This is a genomic window from Kitasatospora sp. NPDC042419 (assembly GCF_056437345.1).
In genome coordinates, this window is the sequence record NZ_JBWKAW010000006.1 from 129,628 (window position 1) to 154,664 (window position 25,037).

Below are 25,037 nucleotides of genomic sequence, written 5' to 3' on the forward strand. Positions count from 1 at the left end.
CGCGTTCCCCGCCCCCGTCGTCCCGGCTCCTTGCCGCCCCCCGCCCCTGCCTACCCCGTCCTCCCCCTCCCGGCCCTCGCCCGGACCGGACCTCTGCGGGGATGGGTGGATCGGACGGTCCCGGCCCGGTCGGGCCGCTCCGGAGGCCGCCCGGGCGTAGAACGGACGGGACGCCGCGGGCCCGGAGGCCGAACCGGGCGGCACCCGGGGCCGTCCGATGCCCTGCCCGCCGAGGAGGACGTGGATGCGCAACGACCCCCGCCACGGTCCGCTGGTGCCGATGCTGCTGGTGCTCACCGTGGTCACCGGACTGGTCGACGCGGTGAGCTACCTCGCCCTCGGCCACGTCTTCGTCGCCAACATGACCGGCAACGTGGTCTTCCTGGGCTTCGCCCTGGCCGGCGCGCCGGGGCTCTCCGCGTCGGCGTCGCTCACCGCGCTCGCCGCCTTCCTGGCCGGCGCGCTGACGGGCGGGCACCTCGCCGAGCGCCGGCCGGCCCACCGCGGACGGCTGCTGGTCGCCACCGTCACCGCCCAGGTGGTGCTGCTGGCCGGCTGCACCGTGCTGGCGGCGGTGCTCGGCCACACCGACGACCCGGTCCGCTACACCCTGATCGGCGTGCTGGGCTTCGCGATGGGCCTGCAGAACGCGGTCGTCCGGGCGCTGAAGGTCCCCGACCTGACCACCACCGTGCTGACCATGACGCTCACCGCCCTGGCCGCCGACCGCGCCGGTGTGCGGCGCTTCGCCTCGGCCGGCTGGATGTTCGCCGGGGCGCTCGTCGGCGCCGCGCTGGTCCTGCACGCCGACGTCCCGACGGCCCTGGCGGCGGCCCTCGCCCTCCTCCTCGGGGTCGCCGCCGTCACCCACCGCGCCGGTCGGCCGGCGCCGCCCTGGACCCGCCCCGAGGGCACCCGCTGACCGGCGGTCACCCCGCCGCGGTGCCGCCGTCCTGCGCTGGACCGCCGTCGTCCGCACCACCTCCGCCGTCCGCACCACCACCCGCGTCGCCCGCGTCGTCCGCTCGGCCCGTCCAGCACGCCTCGACGCGGGCGCGCTCGGCCGTCAGCGGCGGGCCGACCACGTCCTCGACCGTGCGGTGCGACAGTTCGGCGAACGCGCGGACCCAGTCCACGAGCCCGGCGTCCAGGTCGACGGTCAGCCGCCGGGTGCCGGCCGGCCGAGGTGCGCTCACCGGGGCGGCTCGGCCGGGTCCGGGACGGCGAGGAAGGAGTCCAGCTCCGCGCCGTACCAGCGGCTGGTGCGGCCCTGGGGCGTCATGCCGAGACGGCGGCAGACGGCGGCCGAGGGCTCGTTGCCGGGCCGGACGAGGGCGTGCACCTCGGTCAGACCCCCGGCGAAGCCCTTGGCCAGGGCGGCGCGGGCGGCCTCGGTGGCGTAGCCGTGGCCCCAGGAGTCGGGGTGGAGGTGCCAGCCGACCTCGACCTCGCCGTCCCCGTCGGGCAGCGGGGCGAGCAGGACCGTGCCCACAACCAGGCCGGAGTCCCGTCGTTCCAGGGCCCACGCGCCGTAGCGGGGGTCGGACGAGTAGGCCCGCAACCGGTCGATCAGGGCGGGTGCCTCGGCGGGGGACTCCAGCGCCCGCGGGGTGGCGCCGAGCCAGCGGGCCACCTCCCAGCGGGAGTACAGGTCGTAGGCGCGGTCGGCGTCGGTCCCGGTCCAGAGTCGGGCGGTGAGCCGGTCGGTGGTGAACACGGTGCTCCTCAGTCTTCCTGCGGCTGGTTGGTCCGGCCGCTCCATCGGGGTTCCCAGCGGGACCAGGACCGCTGCCAGTCGCGGTCGGCCCGTCGGTCGAGGGCGCGCAGCCGCAGGGCGAGTGCGACGCCGATCAGGGTGGCCAGGGTGGCGCCGCCGGCCAGGCCGGTGCAGACGGCGCCGACGGTGAGGCCGATCCGGGTTTCCGGGGCCCTGGCGGGCTCGCCGGCGTCGTCGACCCAGAGGGTGACGGTGGGCCGGGTGAGGGTGGTGCGCGGCAGTTCGACGGTGCCGGTGTGCGGGTGGCCGTCCGGGGCGGTCCAGACGGTCGAGACCTCGACCCGGTTCTCGTAGCCGCCGGTCCAGCGGCTGTTCACGGGCTGATCCGGCTGGACCCGGCCGAGCACCGCGGCCTCGACCCGGTGCAGCCGGCCGCGCTCGGTCTCGGCGGTGCCGGCGGCGGTGCGGTAGCCGAGCAGGGCGGCGGTCACGACACCGGCCAGCCCGATGGCGAGGGCGACGGCGGCGGCGAGCCAGGCCCGGCTGCGGGCCCGGTCCACCGGCCGGGCGAGCGGTTCGCGCAGGCCCACGGAGTGGCGGCGGCCGAGGGCCCGGCGCAGCTGACGGCCCGCCCGCCGGGGCAGCGACGCGGGCCGGTCCGGGCGGGGTGTGCTGGACACGATGCGTGCTCCTCACGGCTGTTGGCGCTGTTCGGCCCCCGTCGGAACCCAATCTCTCCCGCTGCGGCCCCTGCGCACAAGAGCCGTGCGGCCCCGCACCGCCCGGGACCTGCCCGCTCGTCCACGCCCGCCTGTCCGCGCCCGCCTCGTACGCCCGGCCCGCGTCCGCCCGCGCCCGGCCCGCGTCCGCCTGTGCCGTGCGCCTGGGAGCACGCTGGACCGCACGCGCCCCCCGGGGCCGCCTGCGCCGCCTTCGCGCGCCGGTCACCCCGGTCACCGCTCCGTCCCCGCTCCGTCCCCGCTCGGTGCTCCGCACCGCCGTACCGGGCGGATGTCCGGAAAAGGGGGCGGACAGGGACGTTCGGCCCTCGGCGGGGGCGGTGGCGACGGGGCAGGCTGGCGGTGACCGCGTCCTCCTTGTGCCGGGACGCGGAGGCCCGGCCCGCTGTGGGGGCTCGCCGGGCCGCCGTGCGGAGCGGGGGGCGGTGTGGGGCCGCCCCCCGCTCACGTTTCCCCGGGGCTGCCCGGACTGCCGCTCAGAAGTAGTACCGCTCAGGCGCTTTCGCAGCTCGGCGCCGTATTCTCGGCAGCTATACACTCGGAGTATACGTCTGGTGTATGGTCCTTCCCATGAGTGTTCCTTTGACCCTTCTCGGGTTGCTTGAGCGGGAGCCGAGCCACGGCTACGACCTCAAGCGCGACTACGACGCCTTCTTCGGGCGCGGCAAGCCCCTGCCGTACGGTCAGGTCTATGCCACGCTCGGCCGGCTGGCGCGGGACGGCAAGGTCGCCGCGGGCGAGGCCGAGCCCGGCGACGGGCCCGAGCGCAAGCGCTACGTCATCACCGACGCCGGGGTGACGGAGTTCGAGCACTGGCTCACCGAGCCCGTCGCCCCCGAACCGAACCTCCAGTCGCTGCTGTTCACCAAGGTCGTCCTCGCCCTGATGCTCGGCCGCGACGCCGAGGAGTACCTCGACACCCAGCGCGCCGCCCACCTCCGCCGGATGCGCGAACTCACCGAGCTGCGCCGCACCGGCCCGCTGGTCGACGCACTGCTCGCCGACCACGGCATCTTCCACCTGGAGGCGGACCTCCGGTGGATCGACCTGACCACGGCCCGCCTGGACGCCCTCGCCGCGGAGGTACGCGCATGAGCCCGCTGATCGAAGCCCGCTCCGTCGAACTCGCCTTCGGCGAGACCCCGGCCCTGCGCGGCGCCAGCCTGGCCGCCGAGGCCGGCGAGGTGCTGGCCGTGATGGGCCCGAGCGGCTCCGGCAAGTCCACCCTGCTGCACTGCCTGGCGGGCATCCTCGTCCCCGACGCGGGTGAGGTGCACTTCGACGGGCGGCGGATCGACACCATGAACGAGGCCCAGCGCAGCGCCTTACGGCGGGACCGCTTCGGCTTCGTCTTCCAGTTCGGCCAGCTCGTCCCCGAACTGACCGCCGAGGAGAACGTCGCCCTGCCGCTGCTGCTCAACGGCGTCCGCCGGGCCGCAGCGCTCGCCGATGCGCGGCCCTGGTTCGCCCGCCTCGGCCTGGACGGCATGGAGAACCGCCGCTCCGGCGAGCTGTCGGGCGGTCAGGCCCAGCGGGTGGCCCTCGCCCGCGGCCTGGTGACCCGCCCCCAGGTGCTCTTCGCCGACGAGCCGACCGGCGCGCTGGACTCGCTCACCGGCGAGCAGGTGATGGACCTGATGGTCGACGCCGCCCGCTCCCAGGGCACCACCGTCGTGCTGGTCACCCACGAGCCCAGGGTCGCCGCCTACGCCGACCGCGAGGCGGTCGTCCGGGACGGCAAGGCCAGGACGCTCGCCTCCGGCTACGCGCCGGCCGCCGCGGACCGGGTCGCCTCGTGATCGCCTTCGCCCTGCGCCTCGCCGTCAGCGGCGGCCGCGCCGCCGTCGTCCGGCTGCTGACCATCACCGCCGCCGTCGTGATCGGCGTCGGCCTGCTGCTCTCGACGCTGGCGAGCATCAACGCCGTCGAGAAGTCCAACGACCGGGTGCTCTGGCTCAACTCCGGGGCCGCGAGCCGGACCGGGACGGCGCCCGTCGACCCGCTCTGGTGGCGCCACAGCGCCGAGTACTACGACGGCAAGGAACTGCTCCAGGTCCAGGTCGCCGCCACCGGCCCGACCTCGCCCGTCCCGCCGGGGGTGCCCACCCTGCCCAGGGCCGGCGAGTACTACGCCTCGCCGGCCCTCGCGAAGCTGATCCGCGAGACCCCGGCCGTCCGACTCGGCGACCGCTTCCCCGGCCGGCTCGCCGGGGAGATCGGCGACGCGGCCCTGTCCTCCCCGGACACGTTGCTCGTCCTGGCCGGCCGGAGTCCCGAGGAGCTCGCCGCCCGCCCCGGCGCCCGGCAGGTCACCGCCATCGCCACCGCGGTGCCGGCCGGCTGCGACGGCGCCGCCTGCCCGGGCATGGGCGTGCGAGGTGACGCGATGACGCTGATCCTCTCCGTCGTCGCGGGGGCGCTGCTCTTCCCCGTGCTGATCTTCATCGGCACCGCGACCCGGCTCTCCGCGGCCACTCGGGAGCAGCGCTACGCCGCGATGCGGCTGGTCGGCGCGACCCCGCGCCAGATCACGGTGATCTCGACCGTCGAGGCCACCGTCGCCTCGACGGCCGGAACGGTCCTCGGCTTCGCCGCCCACCTGCTGCTGCGCCCGCTGGTGGCGACCGTCCCGTTCACCGGGAAGCGCTTCTTCGTCGACGACCTCACGCTCACCCCGCTCCAGGTGGTGGCCGTCCTGCTGGGCGTCCCGCTGGTGGCGGCCGCCGCCGCCCGGCTGGCGCTGCGCCGGGTCACGGTCTCCCCGCTCGGCGTCTCCCGCCGGGTCACCCCGAAGCCGCCCACGGCCTGGCGGGTGGTGCCGCTGCTGGTCGGCCTCGCCGAGCTCGGCTGGTTCGTCGGCCGCCGGCCGCAGTCCACCGACGGGCAGACCGCCGCCTACCTGACCGGCTTCCTGGTGATCATGCTCGGCCTGGTGGTCGCCGGCCCCTGGCTGACCATGGCCGCCGCCCGCCTGGTCGCCGCCCGGACGAGCCGCCCGGCCACCCTGATCGCGGTGCGCCGGCTCGCGGACGACCCGAAGGCCGGGTTCCGCTCGGTCGCCGGACTGGTCCTGGCCCTGTTCGTCACCACGGCGACCGTCGCCATCATCGGGACCATCGACGCCAACCGCGGCGCGCTCAGCGGTGACCAGGAGACCAGGGTCGCGGTGGAGCACGGCGTGATGGGCGACGGGCCGCCGATGGCCGACGCCGTCCCGGACGGGGTACTGGCCGGACTGCGCGCCGTGCCGGGCTTCAAGGCGCTCGTCGTGGGGCACGCCAACCCCGCAGGCGTCGCCCGGAATCCGGAGGACCCGCGCGGCGCGGTGCCCATCCTGGCCGTCTGCTCGGAACTCGCCACCACTCCGGTGGTGGGCCACTGCGCGGCCGGCGCGGATGTGGCCGCCGTCGCGCGCCACGGCTTCCTCAGCCTGCGGTCCCAGGCGGCCAAGGAGTGGCCGACCGCGCCGGTCACCGCCGAGGAGGTCGAGAAGCTGCCCGTCAACGCGCTCTACGTGACGACGGACGGCTCGGAGGCGGCCATGGAGCAGATCCGGACCCTGCTGTCCCGGGCGTTCCCGGACCAGGTCTCGCGGATGGTCACCGACTGGGGCTCCACCCAGCAGCAGGAACTGGCCGGCTGGCGCCAGCTCGCCGACGTGGTGCTGCTCACCACCCTGCCGATCGCCGGGTGCAGCCTGGCGGTCAGCGTGGTGGCGGGGCTCTCCGACCGGCGCCGGCCGTTCGCGATGCTGCGACTCACCGGCGCGCCGCTGCGACTGCTGCAGCGGGTGGTCGGTCTGGAGAGCGCGCTGCCGCTGCTGGTGGTCGCCGTGGTCTCCACGGGGACGGGCTTCGGTGCGGCGGCGATGTTCCTCAAGTCGCAGATGCACTACGACCTGGTGTCCCCGGGCGCGGTGTACTTCGTCCTCGTCGTGCTGGGGCTCGTGGTCTCGCTCGGGATCATCGCCTCGACGCTGCCCCTGCTGAAGCGGATCACCGGCCCGGAGGCGGCCCGCAACGGCTGACCGGGGACCGCCCGGGGGCGGCCGGCCCCCGGCCTCGCCCCCGTACCCGCTCCCCGCCCCCGCTCCTCGCCCCCGTACCCGCTCCCCGCCCCCGCTCCTCGCCCCCGCCCCCGCCCCCGTCCCCGGCTACCGGCCGGGGACGGGGTACGCGTGCGTCCCGGCGCGCCGCACGTCGCCCAGCTCCGGGCGCCAGCTGCCGAGGACGAGCGCGGACGGGTAGAACATCGGGCCCGGCAGCGCGTCCAGCGCGAAGCGCTCCCAGCCGCCGCAGGCGTGCGGCTCGGTGACCACGGCGGTGGCCAGGCTCGGCGGGGCGAGCACCGCCGCGGTCACCCGCGGGCGGCCCAGCTCGTGGTCGAGCAGCACGGCGAGCACCCGCATCTCCTCGGCGGGCAGCACGATCCCGGTCTCCTCGGCCAGTTCGCGCGCGGCGGTCTGCTCGAAGGACTCGCCGGCGTCGACCTTGCCGCCGGGCAGGCTCCAGGTCGGCGGCTCGCCGGCGGTGGTCCGCCGGCCGAGCAGCACCCGGCCGTCCCCGGTGGGCACGATCACGCCGGCGCCGAGCATCGGCGCGGTCGTCGACGTCGTCAACGCTGTTCCTCCCCGCGGATGGTGTCCGCCGATGTGGGTGGTGTCCGCCGATCCGCCCGCGGGCGTCACCAGGCGGAGCGGTCGAAGTCCTTCAGGAAGCAGCCGTACAGGTCCTCGCCCTGCTCGCCGCGGACGATCGGGTCGTAGACCCGGGCCGCGCCGTCGACGAGGTCGAGCGGGGCGTGGAAGCCCTCCTCGGCGAGCCGCATCTTGTCCGGGTGCGGGCGCTCGTCGGTGATCCAGCCGGTGTCGACGGCGGTCATCAGGATGCCGTCGTTCTCGAACATCTCGTGCGCGCTGGTGCGGGTGAGCATGTTCAGCGCGGCCTTGGCCATGTTGGTGTGCGGGTGGCCGGCGCCCTTGTAGCCGCGCTGGAACACGCCCTCCATCGCCGAGACGTTGACCACGTACTTGCGCCGGGACGCGGACGCGGCCATCGCCGGGCGGAGCCGGCTGATCAGGATGAACGGCGCGGTGGAGTTGCAGAGCTGCACCTCCAGCAGCTCGACCGGGCCGACCTCGCTGACGGTCTGCACCCAGCTGTTGGTGTCCGCGAGGTCGGGCACCAGGCCGCCGGCGTCGATCGCGGTGCCGGCCTGGATCCGCGCGGGCGTCGCCGAGCCGGTGACCAGGGCGAGCGAGGTGACGTCCTCGGCGGAGATCCGCTCGCCCTCGCCGCCGGCCTGCTGCGGCAGGGCCGGCAGGTCGACGCTGCCGCTGCCGAACCGGCCGATCGTGGTCGACTGCGGCAGCATGCCGGCCGGCAGCGGCGCCGACTCGGCGGCGATCAGCTCGCGGTAGGACTCCGGCGGGCGGCGGACGGTCTGCGCGGCGTTGTTGATCAGGATGTCCAGCGGGCCGTCCGCGGCGACCTCGTCGGCCAGCGCCATGACCTGGGCCGGGTCGCGCAGGTCGATGCCGACGATCTTGAGCCGGTGCAGCCAGTCGGCGCTGTCCGGCATCGCGGTGAACCGGCGGATGGCGTCGTTCGGGAAGCGCGTGGTGATGGTGGTGTGGGCGCCGTCGCGCAGCAGCATCAGCGCGATGTACATGCCGATCTTGGCCCGGCCGCCGGTGAGCAGCGCGCGCTTGCCCGTGAGGTCGGCGCGGGCGTCCCGGCGGGCCCGGTTCTTGACCGCGCAGTTCTGGCAGAGGTTGTGGTAGAAGGCGTCGACCTCCACGTACCGCTGCTTGCAGATGTAGCAGGAGCGGGGGCGCTCCAGGATGCCGGCGATCTCGGTGGTGGTGACGGTGGTCAGGCCGAAGGCGCCGGCCGTCTCGTCGTCGATCCGGGACGGCGCGCCGGTCGCGGTCTTCGCGGTGACCTCGCGGTCGTTGGCGGTCTTCCGGGCCCGGGTCTCCTGGCGGCGGCGCTGCTTGAGGGTGCGGAATATGCCGCCGACGGCCTGGCGGACGGTGATCGCGTCCGGGTGGTCGACGTGCAGCTCGTCCAGTTCGGCCAGCACGTCCAGACAGAGCTTCAGCCGCTCCGGGTCGAGGCCGGGGCCGTAGTCGATCTCCTCGGCGGTCTCGGTGCCGTTGTCCTGCTCGATGCCCACGCCCGCCGTCATGCCTGTTGCCGCTTCCCTGTTCGCTGTTCGCCGTTGCTGTTCGCCACCGCCGTTACCGCGTGAATGCTACGGGAGCGGGCCTGGCCGGGGCGAAAAGCGGAAACTTGGAGGAACCTCCAAGCCTTCCCCCGGTTCGGTGATCACGGCTTGTGCGGTGCACCAGCAAACGGCCTCGAACTGGCTTTTGGCTGCGGGGTGCCGGAGAATCGAATGTTGGGTGCAGGGGCGCCCGAGTGCGCCCTGCGGCCGTGCCGCACCCGCACCCGAGGTGTAATTTCTCCCAGCCAGAGAGCCCCGTTTCATGCGCTTCCTGAACGACCTCACGCCCTCGTACGACTTGACGTACGACGACGTCTTCATGGTCCCCAGCCGCTCCGCAGTGGGCTCCCGACAGGGTGTCGACCTCTCCTCGAACGACGGCACGGGCACGACCATCCCGCTGGTGGTCGCCAACATGACCGCCATCGCCGGCCGCCGGATGGCCGAGACCGTCGCCCGCCGCGGCGGCCTGGTCGCCATCCCGCAGGACATCCCGACCGAGGTCATCGCCGACGTCATCGGCTGGGTCAAGCAGCGCCACCTGGTGCACGACACCGCCATCACGCTCGGCCCCGGCGCCACCGTCGCCGAGGCGCTCTCGCTGCTGCCCAAGCGCGCCCACGGCGCGCTGGTCGTCGTCGAGGACGGCCGGCCGGTCGGCGTCGTCACCGACTCCGACTGCCAGGGCGTCGACCGCTTCACCTCGCTCGCCGACGTGATGTCCCGCGAGCTGCTCCTCCTGGAGGAGGGCATCGACCCGCGCGCCGCCTTCGACAAGCTCAGCGAGGGCCACCGCAGGCTCGCCCCCGTCGTCGACGGCGAGGGCCGCCTGGTCGGCATCCTGACCCGCAAGAACGCGCTGCGCGCCACCCTCTACACCCCGGCCGTCGACGCCGCCGGCAAGCTGCGCGTCGCCGCCACCGTCGGCATCAACGGCGACGTCGCCGGCAAGGCCAAGGCCCTGCTGGAGGCCGGCGCCGACACCCTGGTCGTCGACACCGCGCACGGCCACCAGGAGTCGATGATCAGCGCGCTGCGCGCCGTCCGCGGCCTGGACCCGCAGGTCCCGATCGTGGCCGGCAACGTCGTCTCGGCGGCCGGTGTCCGCGACCTGGTCGAGGCGGGCGCCGACATCCTGAAGGTCGGGGTCGGCCCGGGCGCGATGTGCACGACCCGGATGATGACCGGTGTCGGCCGCCCGCAGTTCTCCGCCGTCCTGGAGTGCGCCGCCGAGGCGCGCCGGCTCGGCCGGCACGTGTGGGCCGACGGCGGCGTGCGCCACCCGCGCGACGTCGCCATGGCGCTCGCCGCCGGCGCCTCCAACGTGATGATCGGCTCCTGGTTCGCCGGCACCTACGAGTCGCCGGGCGACCTCCACGCCGCCGCCGACGGCCGCCAGTACAAGGAGTCCTTCGGCATGGCCTCGAAGCGGGCCGTGAGCAACCGCACCTCCCAGGACTCCTCGTACGACCGGGCCCGCAAGGCCCTGTTCGAGGAGGGCATCTCGCACTCCCGGATGTTCCTCGACCCGGCCCGCCCGGGCGTCGAGGACCTCATCGACTCGATCGTGGCCGGCGTGCGCAGCTCCTGCACCTACGCGGGCGCCGCCTCGCTGGAGGAGTTCCACGACAAGGCCGTGGTCGGCATCCAGAGCGCCGCCGGCTACGCCGAGGGCAAGCCGCTCCACAGCAGCTGGGCCTGACGCTCAGGGGCCTGGCGCTCAGGGGCTTGATGCTCGGGGCCTGATGCTCGGGGCCTGGCGTTCGGGGGCGCCTGACGCTCAGGGCCTACCGCCACCGCCCGCTGCCGGCCGGGCGGCTCCTCGCGAGGGGGAGCCGCCCGGCCGGCGCCGCTCCGCCCGCCGCCTCGCACGTTGCTCCGTCCTCCGCCGCCGCGGCCGGGGGCAGGCCCAGCGGGGCGAGCAGCGCACGCCCCAGCAGCCCGACCGCGCCGTCCAGCATCGCCGTGAAAGCCGCTGTCGCACCCGGCAGTCCGCGCAGCTCCCAGAGCACCCGGACGGACGACCAGGCCGCGTCCCGGGTCGCGTCGACCGACCAGGCGCCGATCCGGTGGGTCAGCGGCTCGACCCGTTCCAGCAGGTCCGGCCCGGGCATCAGCTGCTCCCGGACCACCGCCTCCACCCCGGCCAGCAGCCCGTTGATCCGGTGGTAGTCGGCGGCCAGCTGCCCGGGCTCCCGGCCCAGCCGGCGACAGGTGTCGACGACGGCGAGCGGCAGGTCGTGCTGGATGTGCGCGTTCATCCCGGCCAGCGCGAACTGCACCGGGTGCACCTCCGGGCGGGCCCGCAGCTCGAACAGCGGCCGCCAGCAGGCCGGCGGCCGCCGCCCGCCCGCGACGGCGTCCACGGCCAGCAGGTAGCGCCCGGCGAACAGCACGTCCAACTCGGCCACGGCCCGCGGATCGGCGAAGTCCCCGAGCCCGGCCCGGACCGTCTCCGTCACGGTCAGGTACATCCGGTTGAACACCGCGACCCCGTCACCGGGCGGCAGGGCGGCCCCGATCGTCCGCAGTCGCCGGATCACCCCGTCGACGCCGCTCGCCATCCGTGTGTGCGTGCCGGCCATCCGTCACCCTCCGATGTCGATCGTGCACTGATCGCATCATCGTGACAGCAGCCCGCCCAGGTCCCGCCGATGCCGCGCGGACACCCCGGCCGGCTTCCCGCACCCGCCCTCCGCCCGGCTGCTCGGCGCTCCTCCGCCCGGCTGCTCGGCTCGGTTCCTCCCGCCCGGCTCCTCGACCCAGCCGTTCCGCTCAGCTCCTCCGCTCAGCCCAGTTCGTACTCCAGCACGTAGGTGTGGGCCCCCTGCTCGTCGACCTCCAGCTCGAACACACCGGTGATCCCCACCAGCTCACCCGCGCCCGTCCCCGCCACCACTCGGATCGACAGGCGCTCGCCGTGGCTCCCCGGCGCGGCGTGCTGCAGCACGAACGACCCCTGCCGCCCGTCCAGCGAGCCCGTGAACCGCTCCACCGCCACGTAGGCGGCGGGCCCGCCCCCGGCGTCCATCACCGACAGCATCCGAACGACGCTCGACCCCGTCAGCCCGCCCGTGAACTCCTTGGTGATCCGCACCCGGCCGAGCGTCGCCCCCGGCTGCTCGTCCGTCTCCTCCGGCTCGAAAGCCGTCAGCTCGAACGCCCCGCTCGCCCTGCTCCCCATGGCACCGTCCCCTCGACCAGAACCCCGCCGCCGGCCCGTCGCCGACCGCAGGCCCACCCTTGCACGCGCCACTGACAACCGCCCCCGGACGTCACCGCTCCCAGCGGAGGGCCAGCGCGGCCGCGTCGTCGTCCAGCCCGGCGGGGGAGACCCAGGCCGCCAGGTCGTCGAGGAGGGCGTCGAGGAGGTCGTCGGGCGCGGTGGCGTGCAGGGCGGCGAGACGGTCGGTGAGCGGGTAGAAGCGGCCCGCCCGGTCGCGGGCCTCGGAGAAGCCGTCGGTGTGCAGCAGCAGGAGGTCGCCCGCGCAGGGATCGAACGGATCGGCCCGGTAGTGGCCGCCGCCGAGGAGGTCCAGCAGGCCGAGCGGCGGGGCGTGCCGGGCGGGCACGAGTTCGGTCACGCGGCCGTCGCGGCGGAGCAGGGCGTGCGGGTGGCCGCAGTTGACCAGGCGGGCGCCGCCGCCCTCCCCGTCGACGCCGAGCAGCACGGCCGTCGCGAACCGTTCGTTGTCCGGTCGGGCGGCCAGCGCGGCGTCCAGGCGCTCGGCGAGCAGGGCGAGGTCCGGTTCGGTGCGCGCCGCCTCCCGGAAGGTGCCGAGGACGTCGGCCGCCGTCTCGACGGCCGACAGGCCGTGCCCTTGGACGTCACCGAGCAGCACCCGGATCCCGAACGGGGTGTCCGCCACCTCGTACAGGTCGCCGCCGATCCGGGCCTCGGCGGCCGCCGCGACGTACCGGACGGCGATCCGCAGCGGCCCGAGCCGCTCCGGGGGCGGGCGCAGCAGCGCCCGCTGCGCCGCCTCGGCGACCGTCCGGACCTGCAGCAGCTCGCGCTCCCGGGCGGCGATCAGGACGACGTTGGCGGTGCTGGCGAGGGTCGCGGCGAGGATGGTGACCAGGGCGGTGATGTGGACGGAGCCCGAAACGGCGGTGTTGCCCCGTTCGAGCAGCCCGGCCGCGACCGCCGCGACCACACCGGTGGCCAGCGGCACCCGGGCCCGGCGGGTGGTCGCGCCGACCAGCACCGGCGCCACCGCGAGGACGGGGGAGAGGGTCGTCCCCGGGCCGGTGAGCAGGTCGGCCACCACGGCCGCGACCAGCAGCAGGAAGGCGCAGTACAGCAGCAGCCGGGTCCGCCGCGGCAGGCGCGGCGGCGGTGCCCCGTCCTGCGGGCCGTCGGCGGTCACGGTCACGCACTCGCCTCCAGGGGGTCGGCGGAGGCGCCGGACGGGCGGCTCCGCTGTCCACTTCCACTCTCCACCGGGCCCACCACCGACGGCATCCCGGCGCCCCCGGCCCGGTGCCCCCGGTGCCCCCGGTGCGTCCGGCTCCGCCTTGGGCGATCGGGCCGGGGCCGAAGCCGGGGCCGGCGGGGTAGCCTGCCTGATCGTCCGAATCCGAGGGGGACAGGCTCGTGATCAGACTTCCCGAGGGGTCATGGTGGGACTGGGACATCGTCGCCTGCGACGCCGGCCGGTTGCGGCTGGGCGCGGGCAGTGACCTGTCGTACCACCACGATCTGGAACTGGTCTTCAGCGACCCGGTCTTCGTCATGTGTCCGGCGGTCTTCCACGATCCGGCGTTCCGTGAGCCGACACCGGACGAGGTCCGGACCGTGGCCGGGCAGGTCGGTGAGGAACCTGCGGTGCTGGTCGCGTTCGAGGCCGACGCGGGTGGCTCCGAGCCCGCCACCGGGCTGATCGCGGCCGGGGGGCTCGAAGTCGTCCACGGGACCGTGTTCAGGTACTGGCGCGGGAGCCTGGCGGCCGGGGAGCGGCTGGCCCCGTGGGTGCGTCCGCCGGAGGCGTGATCAGCGGCCCGGGCAGCCGTGCGGCCACCGTGCCCCGCCCCGCCCCGGCCCGGCCCGGCCCGTCCCCGGCCCGTCCCCGGCCCCTCCTCGCGCGAGCCGGTCGGCCTCGGCGCCCTGGCGCCACCGGTCCGAGGCCGACGAACTAGGCTGGCCGGCGAGATGAGACGCAAGAGCACGGCGCCGCCCGCCCCCCTTCCGCAGCGCCTCGGGGTGGACCCGGTGCACCTGCGGCTGCCGGTCGTCGGCGGGCCCTGGCCGACGGTGCGCGCGTACCTGGCCGAGCGGCTGCCCGCCGCGGCGGCCGCGCGGGTCGACGAACTGCTCGACGGGCGGGGGATCGTCGCCGAGGGCGGGCGGCCGATCGAGCCGGACGAGCCGTTCCGCGCCGGGGCGCACCTCTGGTTCTACCGGGAACTGCCGGAGGAGGTGGCGGTCCCGTTCGAACTGGACGTGCTGCACCGGGACGAGCACCTCGTGGTGGTCGACAAGCCGCACTTCCTGGCCACCACCCCGCGCGGCCGGCATGTCGTGGAGACGGCGCTCTCCCGGCTGCGCCACGCGCTCGCCCTTCCGGCGCTGAGCCCGGCGCACCGGCTGGACCGGCTGACGGCGGGGCTGGCGATGTTCGTGGTCCGCCCGGAGGACCGCGGTGCCTACCAGACGCTGTTCCGGGACCGGCTGGTCCGCAAGGAGTACCAGGCGGTGGCGCCGTACGACCCGGCGCTGGAACTGCCGCGCACCGTGCGCAGCCACATCGTCAAGGAGCGCGGCGAGATCGCGGCCCGCGAGCTGGACGCGCCGCCGAACAGCGAGAGCCGGATCGACCTGGTCGAGCGTCGGGGCGGGCTGGGCCGCTACCGGCTCCGGCCGTCGACCGGGCGGACGCACCAGCTGCGGCTGCACATGAGCGGTCTGGGCGTGCCGATCCTCGGCGACCCGGTGTACCCGGTGGTGCTGCCCGAGCCGGCACCGGACGACTTCCGCCGTCCGCTCCAACTGCTCTCCGCCGTGGTCGAGTTCACCGATCCGCTGACCGGCCGTCCGTGCCGCTTCGAGAGCCGCCGGTCGCTGTCCGCCTGGGCCGACCCGGCCGGGTGGGACGCCGAGGCGGACTGATCCGCCCCCGGAGGACCCGGGCCGCCGTGGCGGGACCGCGCGCACGTCCGTCCTCGGCCGACCGGCCCACTCGGGCCGCCCTGCCCGGGCCGACCCGCCCAGACTGATCCGCCCGGGCCGACCCGCCGAGGCCGACCCGCCCGGGCCGAGCGGATGAGGACGAACGGACGAGGACGAGCGGATGAGGACGAAGGGCTGAGGCGGGGGAGGGCCCGGCGGCCGATCCGGCCGGGACCGGTCCGGGGCGATCGTGGTGCCATGAACGCACAGCAGATCAGCAACCGCCCCGTCGCCCTGGTCACCGGAGCCTCGCGGGGCCTCGGCCGGGCCCTCGCCCGCGCCCTCGCCGCCGACGGCTGGCAGCTCGTGATCACCTCCCGGGGTGCGGCCGAACTCGCCGCCGCGGAGGCCGAACTGGCGGAACTCACCACGGTGGTGGCGCTGGCCGGCTCGATCGTCGACGACGACCACCGGGCCCGGCTCGCCGCGGCCGCCGCCTCCCTCGGCGGCGCGCGACTCCTGGTGAACAACGCCGGGACGCTCAACGGCGCCGACGCCGCCGGTGCCGACGGCGGGTGCGAACCCCTGCCCCGGCTGGCCGACTTCCCGCTGCCCGAGCTGCTGGAGACCTTCGAGGTCAACGCGCTCGCCCCGATCGCGCTGACCCAGCTCGTCCTGCCGCAGCTGCGCGCCAACGCCGGGGACGTCCTCAACATCAGCTCGGACGCGGCCGTGGTGGCGTACGAGGGCTGGGGCGGCTACGGCGCGAGCAAGGCGGCGCTGGACCTCGCCTCGGCCGTCCTGGCCGTGGAGGAGCCCGGGTTGCGGGTCTGGGCGGTGGACCCCGGCAGCATGCGGACCAGGATGCTCCAGGACGCCAGCCCGGGCGAGGACATCTCCGGCGAGCCGCTGCCCGAGGAGGTGGCGCCCGCGCTGCTCGCCCTCGTCCGCGACCGCGCCGCCTCCGGGCGGTACCGCGCTCCCGAACTGCTCGCCGACCGGGCCGGGACGGCGGCCGGCGAGTCCGGGGCCACCGGGCCCGCCACCGCCGGGACCTTCGAGCCCGTGGCGTCCGCCGTGACCGCCGTGACCGCCATGCCTGCGGCGGCTGCCGTGACCGCCGCAGTCGCCGTGACCGCAATGCCTGCCGTGACCGCCGCAGTCGCCGTGACCGCAAGGGAGGACCGGTGACCGCGGTCGCCGAGCCCGCCCTCGACGTCACCGTCCCGCCCGAACTCTCCGCCCGGGAGCCGGCGGAGGCCCGGGGCACGGCCCGGGACGACGTCCGGATGCTGGTCGGACGCCGTGGTGCCTCCGGCGCCACCGCCGTCGGGCACCACCGCTTCACCGAACTGCCGGAGGTGCTGCGGCCCGGCGACCTCCTGGTGGTCAACAACTCGGCCACCCTGCCCGCCGCACTGCCCGGCCGACTGTCCGACGGCAGCCCGGTCGCCGTCCACCTCTCCTCCAGCCGCCCGGACCGGCAGGGCACGCACCTGGTCGAACTGCGCCGCGCCGTCCCGGGGGAGGCACCCGCCTACTACCCGCCGGCCGAGTCGCCGGCCCGCCCGGGACTGCGGGTGTCGCTGCCGGCGGGCGGCGCGGCCGAGCTGACCGCACCGTTCACGCCCCGCCTCTGGCACGCCCGGCTCACCCACCCCGGCCCGCTGCCCGAGTACCTGGCGCGGCACGGCCGGGCGATCCGCTACGGCTACGTCGACCGGGACTGGCCGGTCGAGGCCTACCAGACGGTCTTCGCGACCGTCCCCGGCAGCAGCGAGATGCCCAGCGCGGCCAGGCCGTTCAGCGCCGAGGTGGTGGCCCGGCTCGCCGGGCGGGGCGTACTGGTGGCGCCGATCACGCTGCACACCGGGGTGGCCTCGCCGGAGGCGCACGAGCCGCCGTACGCGGAGTGGTTCCGGGTGCCGGCCGCCACCGCCCGACTGGTCGGCCACGTCCGGGCCGGGGGCGGGCGGGTGATCGCGGTGGGTACGACGGCGGTCCGCGCCCTGGAGTCGGCCGCCGGACCGGACGGCACGGTCGGGGAGGCCGAGGGCTGGACGGAACTGGTGGTCACGCCCGAGCGCGGTGTGCGCGCGGTGGACGGCCTGCTCACGGGCTGGCACGAGCCGCGCGCCTCGCACCTGCTGCTGCTGGCCGCCGTCGCGGGCCGGCCGCTGCTGGAGCACTGCTACCGGGAGGCGGTCCGGCACCGGTACCTCTGGCACGAGTTCGGTGACGTCAACCTGCTGCTCCCGGACTGACCGGCGGGCCCGGGGCGGCCACCGACCGCCCCGAGCGGAACACCCCACCGGGCACGCCCCGGCCGACCCCGGCCGACCCCGGCCGACCCCGGCCGACCCCGGCCGACCTACGCCGACCCGACCCGCCCCGGGCCGCACTACCTGTTCAACAGCCCCGGCGGCAGCTCCAGTTCGAACCAGACCACCTTCCCGTCCGGCGTCCTCCTGCTGCCCCAGCGGTGGGCCAGCTCGTTGACCAGGTGCATGCCGCGCCCGCCCTCGTCCTCCTCCTGTGCGCGGCGCATCCGGGGCGACTCGGCGTCCCGGTCGGCGACCTCCACGGTGAGCGTACGGTTGCACAACAGCCTCAGCTGGGTGGGGGATCCGGCGTGCACCAGGGCGTTGGTGATCAGTTCGCTGGTGAGCAGCTCGGCCCACTCGGCGAGCGAGCCCAGCCCCCACTCGGCGAGCGTCTCCCGGGTGAAGCGGCGCGAGTGGGAGACCATCGCGTGGTCGTCGTCGAGCGCGAGGGTGGCGATCCGGTCGGAACCGGCCGGCCGGGCCTGCGCGATGATGACGGCGATGTCGTCCTCGCTGGTGCGGCCGGTGAGTTCGGCCAGCACCGCGTCGCAGAGCTGCTCAGGCGTCCGGTGCCGGCCGGCGGCGATGGTGCGGCAGAGCAGGCGCAGGCCCTCGTCGATGTCGCGGCCGCGCCGCTCCACCAGGCCGTCGGTGTAGAGGGTGAGCACGCCCTCCTCGGGGAGGGTGAACTCGACGCTCTCGAACGGGACTCCGCCCACACCGAGCGGGGCTCCGGGCGGCAGGTCGACCAGCCGTGCGTCGCCCGCGGTCTCGGCCACCACCGGCGGCAGGTGACCCGCGCAGGAGGCGGTGCAGTGCCGGCCGACCGGGTCGTAGACCACGCAGACGCAGGTGGCGAACTGCCCCTCGCCGATCGCCGTGGTGGCCTCGTCCAGGCGGTGCATGACCCGGTCCGGCGACAGCTCCAGGGTGATCAACGTGCGTGCCACCGTGCGGAGCTGGCCCATCGTGGCGGCGGCCCGGATGCCGTGGCCCATGACGTCGCCGACCACCAGGGCGACCCGCCCGGAGGAGAGCGGCACGACGTCGAACCAGTCGCCGCCGACCTCGCTCACCACGCTGCTGGGCAGGTACCGGTAGGCGATCTCCAGGCCCAGCGTGCGGTGGATCTCCTGGGGCAGCAGGCTCCGCTGCAGGGTGAGCGCGGTGTCCCGCTCGCGCCGGTAGAGCCGGCCGTTGTCGATGGCCAGCGCGGTGCGGGCGGCCAGCTCCTCGGCCAGCGACCGGTCCGCCGCGCCGAACGGCAGCGGATTGCGGGTGCGGATGAACTCCGCGCCGCCGAGCACCACTCCGCGCGCCAGCAGCGGCACCATCAGGTACGAGTGCACCCCGGCGTCCAGGCCCGGCTGCACCCGGTCGGGCGAGGCCACGATCCGGCTCAGCGCCGCCTCGTCCACCTCGGAGACGAGGATCGAGCGCCCGGTGCGCAGGCTCTCCGCGTACACCTTGGCGGACTGCGAGGTCGCGCCGACCTGGTCGGCCGCCCGGGACATGGTGCCGTCGGCGGCCGCCTCGCCGACGGCGACCGCCCGCATCAGCACCGAGCCGTCGGCCGGGACGGGGGCCGGATCCTCGCCGCCGAGCACCGCGTCCCGCAGGTCGACCGTGACGAAGTCGGCGAACCGGGGGATCACCACCTCCACCAACTCCTCGGCGGTGCGGTTCAGGTCGAGCGTGGTGCCGATCCGGTTGGAGGCCTCGTTGAGCAGGGACAGCCGCTGCTGCGCGGCCCACGCCTCGTCGAGCGCGCGCTGGCGGGCGGCCGCCGCGTCCCGCTCCCGGGTGAACAGCAGCGCGTTGTCGATCGACACGGCCGCCCGGACGGCCAACTCCCCGGCCAGGGCCAGGTCGTCGTCCTCGTACGGGTGGTCGACCACCGTCCGGTAGAAGGCGGCGACGCCGACCGGCGAGCCCCGGGCGATCAGCGGCACCACCATGAACGAGCGGACGTTCTGCTCGTACACCGCCGCGGTGCGCACCGGGTCGTCGGCGAACCAGGCCATCCCGGCCGCGTCCATCCTCGGCACCAGGACCGGACGGCGGTTCGTGAGCGCCCAGGCGTAGGGGGAACCGGGCACGAACCGCTGCACCCCGCCGGTCCGGTCGATCGGCGCCAGCGTCGAGCCGTGCACCGAGTGGAAGGCCATCCGCCGCAGCACCGCCGAGCCGTCCGCCGACGGCTGGGCCTCCCGCTCCCCGCGCACCAGGTCGTCCAGGACCTCCACCACCACGGTGTCGGCCAGCCGGGGAGTCGCCACCTCGGCCAACTCCATGGCGGTCTGGGCGAGATCGAGCGTGGTGCCGATCCGGGTGGACGCCACGTTCACCAGCGCCAGCCGCTCCTGCGCGGCCTTCGCCTCGCGCAGGGCCTGCTGCCGGGCCAGCACGGTCTGGTGCTGGCGCAGGTAGAGCCGGGCGTTGTCGATCGCGACGGCGGCCCGGGACGCCAGCTCGTCGCCGAGCGTGATGTCCGCCTCGGCGAAGGACTCCCGCTCGCCGCGCCGCGAGTACACGATCATGCCGAGGGTGGTGCCGCGCGCCACCAGCGGGGTGATCCGCACCGACCGCGGGCGGTCGCCCAGGAAGGCCTGGCGGCGGCTCTCGCTGATCCCGTCGCTCAGCGGCGGCAGCTCCCACGACGGCACCACCACCGTCCGGCCGGTGGCCAGCGCCCGGGCGTAGGGGGTGTCCGGCGTGACCTCGTACACCGCGTCCACCGGCAGCGCCTCCGCCGGGTAGAGCGGGTCGGTGGTGGCCAGCGCCAGCCGGCGCACCTGCTGCGGCGCGGTCGGGTCCAGCGGTTCGACGTTCCGGCCGGCGGCCAGCGCCTCCAGCGCGAAGACGCCGCTGATGTCGGCCACCCGGGGCACCATGGCGTCGGCCAGCTCGCGGGCGGTCTGCCGCAGGTCCAGGGTGGTGCCGATCGAGGCGGTCGCGTCGACCAGCAGCGACAGCCGCTCCTGCGCCCGGGCGGCGCGCGCGTCGGCACGGAACCGCTCGGTGATGTCGATGACGGTGGAGCTGACGCCGAGCACCCGGCCGCTCGGGTCCTCCAGCCGGAAGTAGGAGGCCGACCAGGCGTGCTCGTGCGTCGGGTCGCCGGGGGTCCGGCCGTGCGAACGGGCGTCCACGACCGGCTCGCCGGTCTCCAGCACCCGGCGCATCACCGCCTCGCTCTCCGCGCCGTTGATGCCGGGCAGCAGCTCGGTCAGCCGGTGGCCGAGGTGCCGCTCCACCGGCAGTCCGTTCACCCGGGCCAGCGCCTCGTTCAGCCGGACGAACGCCAGCCGGGTGTCGTAGACGCTCATGCCGACCGGGGACTGGGTGAAGAAGCCGTCCAGCACGGCCAGGTCCGCCTGGATCCGGCGCAGCGTCGTCACGTCCGAGGCCACGGCCAGCACCAGCGGGCTGCCGCCGGGCCCGGAGATCGGGTGGGTGCGGAACTCCAGGTTGACGTGGTGGCCGTCCCGGTGCCGGACGGCGAACACGCCGGACCAGCCGCGGCCGTCCAGGATCTCCTGGAACAGCTCCAGCACGTCCGGCCGCTGGTCGTCCGTGGCCAGCAGCTGGGCGGCCCGGGCGCCGATCGCCTCCTCCGGGGAGTAGCCGAGCAGTGCCTCGGCGTCGTTGCTCCAGTGCAGGATGCGACCGTCGGACTCGATCAGCGCGGTGGCGATCGGCACCATCAGGAGGGCGTCCTGGTAGGACCCCCCGCCGGGTTCGCCGCCCGGTTCACCGCCACGCGCCCGTCCGGGCCCGCCGGCGTCACGCCGCTCGTTCACCATGCTCGTTCACCATGGCCAGAGAACCGCCCGGAGATCGTTTGCACCAGCCCTGCCATCTTCCCACGCGCCCCGCCCCGCCCGCGCGGCACGCGTCCGGGCCCGGCCGCCCGGGGCGGGTCAGGTGCGGGCGCCCGGCACCCGTCAGGCTTGGGCGATCAGGGCGTACCGCTCGTCGTCCACCGGGCGGCCCCACAGGTCCGCGTTCGCGCTGAGCGGTTCGATCCGCAGTCCGGCGACCAGCGGACGCACCGCGGCCGCCAGGTCGTCGGCGCCGACCCCGCCGTTCCAGGGCAGCAGCTCCGCCCCGGGCACGTACGGCACGCCGGGCCGGCCGGACTCGCGCCACCGGCCCTCGACCAGCACCAGCACGCCGCCGGGCCGCAGCCGCGCCACCCACTCGCGCAGCGCGGCCCCGGGATCGGGCAGCGTCCACAACAGGTGCCGCGACAGCACGGCGTCGAACACGTCGTCGCCGGTCGGCGGCGCGGCAGCGTCGCCGGGCAGGAAGCGGCCGGGCAGTCCGGCCGCGGCCAGCTTCCGCCCGGCCAGCGCGACCATCCCCGGTGCCAGGTCCACGCCCGTGACGCGGTGGCCGGCCCGCGCGAGCAGCAGGGAGAGCGAACCGGTTCCGCACCCGACGTCGAGCACGTCGGCCGGGGCGGGCGGCATCCAGGACTCCACCACCCGGGCCCACGCGGCGCGGGTGTGCTCGGCCCTGAGCCCGTGGTCGGGCTCGTCGTCGAAGGTGGGCGCGGCGGCGTCCCAGTAGCCGGCGATGGCGGACTGATCGGTCACGCTCGACATCGTCGCACCCGCCGCCGCCGACCGGAGCGGTTCGGACGACCGGGCCGGTTCGGAGGACCGGGCCGGTTCGGAGGACCGGGCCGGCTCAGGTGAGCGACTCCAGGACGGTGGCGTTGGCGAGGCCGCCGGCCTCGCACATGGTCTGGAGGGCGTACCGGCTGCCGCGCCGGCGCATGGTGTGGACGAGGGTGGTCATCAGGCGGGTGCCGCTGGCGCCGAGGGGGTGGCCGAGGGCGATGGCCCCGCCGTTGACGTTGAGCCGTGCCGGGTCGGCGCCGGTCTCGCGGAGCCAGGTCAGGGGGACGGCGGCGAAGGCCTCGTTGACCTCGAACAGGTCGATGTCCGCGAGGGTGAGGCCGGCGCGCCGCAGGACCTTCTCGGTGGCGGGGAGCACGCCGGTGAGCATCAGCAGGGGGTCGGAGCCGGTCACCGCGAAGGAGTGCAGGCGGGCGAGCGGGCGCAGGCCGAGGCGGGCGGCGGTGTCGGCGCCGGCGATCAGGACGGCGGAGGCGCCGTCGTTGATCGGGCTGCTGTTCCCGGCCGTCACCGACCAGTCGATCTGGGGGAAGCGTTCGGCGAAGCCGGGGTCGGCGAAGGAGGGGCGGAGGCCGGCGAGGACCTCGGGGGTGGTGCCGGGGCGGACGGACTCGTCGGCGGTGACGGTCCCGCCAGGGGTGGCCACCGGGACGAGTTCGGCGTCGAACAGCCCGTCGGCGTGGGCCCGGGCGGCCTTGGCGTGGGAGTCGGCGGCGAAGGCGTCCATCTCCTCGCGGGAGAGGGACCAGCGGGCGGCGATCAGCTCGGCGCTGATGCCCTGGGGGACCGGGCCGCCGGGGTAGCGGGCGGCGATCGCCGCGCCGAACGGGTCGGTGCCCGGCGGCACGTTGGACCACATCGGCACCCGGCTCATCGACTCGATCCCGCAGGCCACGACCAGGTCGTAGGCGCCGGCGATGACGCCCTGGGCGGCGAAGTGGACGGCCTGCTGGGAGGAGCCGCACTGGCGGTCGACGGTGGTCGCGGGGACGGACTCGGGCAGTCCGGCGGAGAGCCAGGCGTAGCGGGTGGTGTTCATGGCCTGCTCGCCGACCTGGTCGACGCAGCCGCCGATCACGTCGTCGACCAGCACCGGGTCGATGCCGCTGCGGTCGACCAGGGCCTGGAGGGCCCCGGCGAGCAGGTGCACGGGGTGGACGGCCGAGAGGGCGCCGCCGGGCTTGCCCTTGCCGATGGGGGTGCGGACGGCTTCGACGATGACGGCGTCACGCATGGTGTCCGCCTTCCTCCGGGGCGGCGCGGGACGGCGACCGCCCGGGCGCGCTGGCTGGTTGGAAATCCAAACTTACCGAAGAGTCGCCAAGTTTGGAATCCCCACCCACCGGGCCGCGGCCCGCTGCGCCACTCCCGCCAGGCCGCGGCCCAACCGATGCAGCGCCTCCCCGACGGGCCGAGCGGCTGACCGGACCTGCCTGTTCGGTTGGTGATCCGTGATGCGATCTGCAGGCAAGCTGGTGGACCCTCATGTGAGATCGAAGCCGAGCCCGATCAATCATCCTCGTTTTCAAGGTACTGACTCAGACTGTCAATCATGTCCTCGATCACCAGCCCCCTTCGAGTCGGGTTGTGGTCCGCATCGAATCCGCCCTCCATGAGCATGCTGCCGAGAGCGTCCGTCAGGGCGTCCGCCTCTTCCGGGGACGGCGATACGTCCTTCCTCAATTCGACAGAGGACTCGATCGCCGCGCGTCGGAGGATCTGGAGCGCCTCGACAGGACCTGAGAACCAGGAGAATTGACGTTCGATCTGGGGCACGTACGTTCCTTGGACTGGTTGGAGGGTCGGCCGGCGGAGCCGGTCGGAGCCGCAGCTGCGATCGGCGCCGATCGATTGGGCGACTGCCATGAGGGTCGTCTCGAAGGCCTTACCCCAATTGTCGGTGGCAGCGTAGGAAACCGAGGGAATGGCCGCCGCCACGGCACCGACAGGACCAGGGATGCAGGAGGCGACCTCGGCCACGACCGCTACGACCTGGACCGTCGTCTTCGGCCACTTGGACATGCCCCGGTTGCCGGCGCCGTGGAGATCCCGAACAGCGCCGCGAGCCGCCGCATCGTGCGGTCGGTCCGGTGGTGCACGGCCGCCGGCGGGATCAGGTCCGGCGGCGGCAGGCGCGACGGCCTGCCGCCGCCGGCTTCAGGCCGCGCCGACCGAGGCGTGGGACTTCTGGAGCGTGCGCAGCAGTGCGACGCCGGCCGGGTCGACGGCGCGGCGGGTGTTGACCACGGCGATCACGCCCACCCGCTTCTCCGGGTCGAACGCGACGAACGACCGGAAGCCGCCCGTCCCGCCGTTGTGCCAGATCTGGAGGTGGCCGCCCTGGCGGGCGTGCAGGCGGTGGCCGAGCCAGCCGAGGTGCATCCAGGCGAACGGGTTGACCCGGTGCCGGACCTCCCGGGTGAGCGTGATCGCGGGCGCCAGCGGCGAGCTGTCGTCGTCCGTTCCGGACGCCAGCTGGGCCCGCACGAGTATCGCGAGGTCGGCGACGGTCGAGTGGAGGCCGCCGGCGCCGACGAGGTCGGCGAGGTTCCAGCCGGGGACGGGGCGGCCGCCGGCGGTGTGCCCGGAGGCGAGCCGGGCGGACCGCTCGCCGTCGACCGCGACCACCGTGTCGGCGAGGCCGAGCGGGGCGCAGACCTCCCGCGTCACCAGCTCCTGGTAGGAGAGGCCGGAGCGGTGGGCGAGGGCGAGGCCGAGCAGCCCGGCGCCGAGGTTGGAGTAGCGGAAGCTGCGCCCGGGTGCGGCGCGCAGCCGGGTGCGGGCGAGCCCGGCGAGCAGGAACTCGGCGGTGCAGTGGGCGTACGGGTCGGGCTTGTTCGGGGTGAGCAGGGCCGGCAGCAGCATTCCGGCGGGGAGCCGGGGCAGGCCGGCGGTGTGGGTGGCGAGGTGCTGCAGGGTGAGCGGGGTGTTCTTCCTGCCGGGGACGGTGACGCCCGCCGGGAGCGCGTCGGACAGGACGTCGGCGAGCGGTTCGTCGAGTGCGACGGTGCCGGCGAGGGTCAGCCGGGCGAGCGCGAGCGAGGTGAACACCTTGGTCACCGAGCCGATTTCGAACAGGGTGTCCGGGCCGGGTGTGCCGCCGGTGCTGCCGGGCCCGGTGCGGCCTGCGCCGCGGATCTCCACCGTGCCGCCGGCCAGGCCGGCGACCACCGCGCCGACGTGCTGGCCGGCGAGGCGGTCGGCGGTCTGCTGGACGAGGCTGCCAAGGTCGTTCATGACCCCGAGCCTAGGAGCCCCCGGCCCGTCACGACG

At 75.3% G+C, this 25,037-nt stretch carries 22 protein-coding genes; 9 read left to right on the forward strand and 13 right to left on the reverse strand.

Going from position 1 to position 25,037, the window contains the following annotated elements; translation table 11 throughout:
- Positions 1 to 244: 244 nt before the first annotated feature.
- Positions 245 to 922: a YoaK family protein gene (locus tag AC067J_RS14935; protein ID WP_478299167.1), complete on the forward strand. Its 678-nt coding sequence runs from the start codon at positions 245 to 247 to the stop codon at positions 920 to 922.
- Between the two features lie 7 nt (positions 923 to 929).
- Here the strand turns inward: AC067J_RS14935 and AC067J_RS14940 are convergent, their stop codons facing one another.
- The 3 genes from AC067J_RS14940 to AC067J_RS14950 are packed head-to-tail and all read right to left on the reverse strand — an operon-like array spanning position 930 to position 2,397.
- Positions 930 to 1,196, reverse strand: a complete 267-nt coding sequence (locus AC067J_RS14940) for a hypothetical protein (RefSeq protein ID WP_478299169.1) — start codon at positions 1,194 to 1,196, stop codon at positions 930 to 932.
- Positions 1,193 to 1,717: a GNAT family N-acetyltransferase gene (locus tag AC067J_RS14945; RefSeq protein WP_478299171.1), complete on the reverse strand. Its 525-nt coding sequence runs from the start codon at positions 1,715 to 1,717 to the stop codon at positions 1,193 to 1,195. Before AC067J_RS14945 ends, AC067J_RS14940 begins: the two co-directional genes overlap by 4 nt.
- An 8-nt stretch (positions 1,718 to 1,725) precedes the next feature.
- Positions 1,726 to 2,397, reverse strand: a complete 672-nt coding sequence (locus tag AC067J_RS14950) for an Rv1733c family protein (protein WP_478299173.1) — start codon at positions 2,395 to 2,397, stop codon at positions 1,726 to 1,728.
- 630 nt (positions 2,398 to 3,027) lie between these two features.
- Here AC067J_RS14950 and AC067J_RS14955 point away from each other — a divergent pair.
- From AC067J_RS14955 to AC067J_RS14965, 3 genes are read left to right on the forward strand one after another with little or no spacing between them, the layout of a single operon-like run.
- On the forward strand, positions 3,028 to 3,552 hold the full coding sequence (locus AC067J_RS14955; protein ID WP_478299174.1) for a PadR family transcriptional regulator: 525 nt from the start codon (positions 3,028 to 3,030) through the stop codon (positions 3,550 to 3,552).
- Positions 3,549 to 4,256: an ABC transporter ATP-binding protein gene (locus AC067J_RS14960; RefSeq protein WP_478299176.1), complete on the forward strand. Its 708-nt coding sequence runs from the start codon at positions 3,549 to 3,551 to the stop codon at positions 4,254 to 4,256. The genes AC067J_RS14955 and AC067J_RS14960 overlap by 4 nt, the downstream gene beginning before the upstream one ends.
- Positions 4,253 to 6,484 carry an ABC transporter permease gene (locus AC067J_RS14965; protein ID WP_478299177.1) on the forward strand — a complete coding sequence of 744 codons (2,232 nt, stop codon included), beginning with the start codon at positions 4,253 to 4,255 and terminating at the stop codon, positions 6,482 to 6,484. The genes AC067J_RS14960 and AC067J_RS14965 overlap by 4 nt, the downstream gene beginning before the upstream one ends.
- 126 nt (positions 6,485 to 6,610) lie before the next feature.
- On the opposite strand, the gene AC067J_RS14970 is transcribed toward AC067J_RS14965, so the two are convergent.
- The gene (locus AC067J_RS14970; protein ID WP_478299179.1) at positions 6,611 to 7,075 is read right to left on the reverse strand and encodes a nucleotide triphosphate diphosphatase NUDT15; all 465 of its coding nucleotides are present in this window, start codon (positions 7,073 to 7,075) and stop codon (positions 6,611 to 6,613) included.
- Between the two features lie 65 nt (positions 7,076 to 7,140).
- Positions 7,141 to 8,646: an SDR family NAD(P)-dependent oxidoreductase gene (locus AC067J_RS14975; protein WP_478299181.1), complete on the reverse strand. Its 1,506-nt coding sequence runs from the start codon at positions 8,644 to 8,646 to the stop codon at positions 7,141 to 7,143.
- A gap of 301 nt (positions 8,647 to 8,947) precedes the next feature.
- Between AC067J_RS14975 and AC067J_RS14980 the strand changes: the two genes are divergently transcribed.
- Positions 8,948 to 10,387, forward strand: a complete 1,440-nt coding sequence (locus tag AC067J_RS14980) for a GuaB1 family IMP dehydrogenase-related protein (RefSeq protein ID WP_478299183.1) — start codon at positions 8,948 to 8,950, stop codon at positions 10,385 to 10,387.
- Positions 10,388 to 10,472: 85 nt separating this feature from the next.
- Here the strand turns inward: AC067J_RS14980 and AC067J_RS14985 are convergent, their stop codons facing one another.
- The 3 genes from AC067J_RS14985 to AC067J_RS14995 all read right to left on the reverse strand — a co-directional run bounded on the left by AC067J_RS14985 (position 10,473) and on the right by AC067J_RS14995 (position 13,061).
- Positions 10,473 to 11,270, reverse strand: coding sequence for a DUF5995 family protein (locus AC067J_RS14985; protein WP_478299185.1), 798 nt, complete (start codon positions 11,268 to 11,270; stop codon positions 10,473 to 10,475).
- A 203-nt stretch (positions 11,271 to 11,473) separates the two neighbouring features.
- Positions 11,474 to 11,869 (reverse strand): DUF3224 domain-containing protein, encoded by a 396-nt coding sequence (locus AC067J_RS14990; RefSeq protein WP_478299187.1) that lies wholly within the window; start codon positions 11,867 to 11,869, stop codon positions 11,474 to 11,476.
- 91 nt (positions 11,870 to 11,960) lie between these two features.
- Entirely contained in the window at positions 11,961 to 13,061 is a 1,101-nt protein-coding gene (locus AC067J_RS14995) for a PP2C family protein-serine/threonine phosphatase (protein ID WP_478299189.1), read from the reverse strand.
- A gap of 221 nt (positions 13,062 to 13,282) precedes the next feature.
- Here AC067J_RS14995 and AC067J_RS15000 point away from each other — a divergent pair, with 221 nt between their 5' ends.
- The 4 genes from AC067J_RS15000 to AC067J_RS15015 all read left to right on the forward strand — a co-directional run bounded on the left by AC067J_RS15000 (position 13,283) and on the right by AC067J_RS15015 (position 17,058).
- Complete coding sequence (locus AC067J_RS15000) at positions 13,283 to 13,678, forward strand: hypothetical protein (protein WP_478299190.1); 396 nt, start codon at positions 13,283 to 13,285, stop codon at positions 13,676 to 13,678.
- 159 nt (positions 13,679 to 13,837) lie between these two features.
- Positions 13,838 to 14,794 (forward strand): pseudouridine synthase, encoded by a 957-nt coding sequence (locus AC067J_RS15005; protein WP_478299192.1) that lies wholly within the window; start codon positions 13,838 to 13,840, stop codon positions 14,792 to 14,794.
- A 258-nt stretch (positions 14,795 to 15,052) separates the two neighbouring features.
- Positions 15,053 to 15,985 (forward strand): SDR family NAD(P)-dependent oxidoreductase, encoded by a 933-nt coding sequence (locus tag AC067J_RS15010; protein WP_478299193.1) that lies wholly within the window; start codon positions 15,053 to 15,055, stop codon positions 15,983 to 15,985.
- Positions 15,982 to 17,058, forward strand: a complete 1,077-nt coding sequence (locus AC067J_RS15015) for an S-adenosylmethionine:tRNA ribosyltransferase-isomerase (protein ID WP_478299195.1) — start codon at positions 15,982 to 15,984, stop codon at positions 17,056 to 17,058. Before AC067J_RS15010 ends, AC067J_RS15015 begins: the two co-directional genes overlap by 4 nt.
- Before the next feature lie 137 nt (positions 17,059 to 17,195).
- Here AC067J_RS15015 and AC067J_RS15020 read toward each other — a convergent pair whose 3' ends face one another.
- The 5 genes from AC067J_RS15020 to AC067J_RS15040 form a co-directional block, all read right to left on the reverse strand.
- Complete coding sequence (locus AC067J_RS15020) at positions 17,196 to 20,924, reverse strand: SpoIIE family protein phosphatase (protein WP_478299196.1); 3,729 nt, start codon at positions 20,922 to 20,924, stop codon at positions 17,196 to 17,198.
- Positions 20,925 to 21,065: 141 nt separating this feature from the next.
- The gene (locus tag AC067J_RS15025) at positions 21,066 to 21,719 is read right to left on the reverse strand and encodes a class I SAM-dependent methyltransferase (protein ID WP_478299198.1); all 654 of its coding nucleotides are present in this window, start codon (positions 21,717 to 21,719) and stop codon (positions 21,066 to 21,068) included.
- 94 nt (positions 21,720 to 21,813) lie between these two features.
- Positions 21,814 to 22,998 (reverse strand): thiolase family protein, encoded by a 1,185-nt coding sequence (locus AC067J_RS15030; protein WP_478299200.1) that lies wholly within the window; start codon positions 22,996 to 22,998, stop codon positions 21,814 to 21,816.
- 275 nt (positions 22,999 to 23,273) lie between these two features.
- Complete coding sequence (locus AC067J_RS15035) at positions 23,274 to 23,744, reverse strand: hypothetical protein (RefSeq protein ID WP_478299201.1); 471 nt, start codon at positions 23,742 to 23,744, stop codon at positions 23,274 to 23,276.
- Between the two features lie 177 nt (positions 23,745 to 23,921).
- Positions 23,922 to 25,001, reverse strand: coding sequence for a serine hydrolase domain-containing protein (locus tag AC067J_RS15040; RefSeq protein ID WP_478299202.1), 1,080 nt, complete (start codon positions 24,999 to 25,001; stop codon positions 23,922 to 23,924).
- Positions 25,002 to 25,037 lie beyond the last annotated feature (36 nt).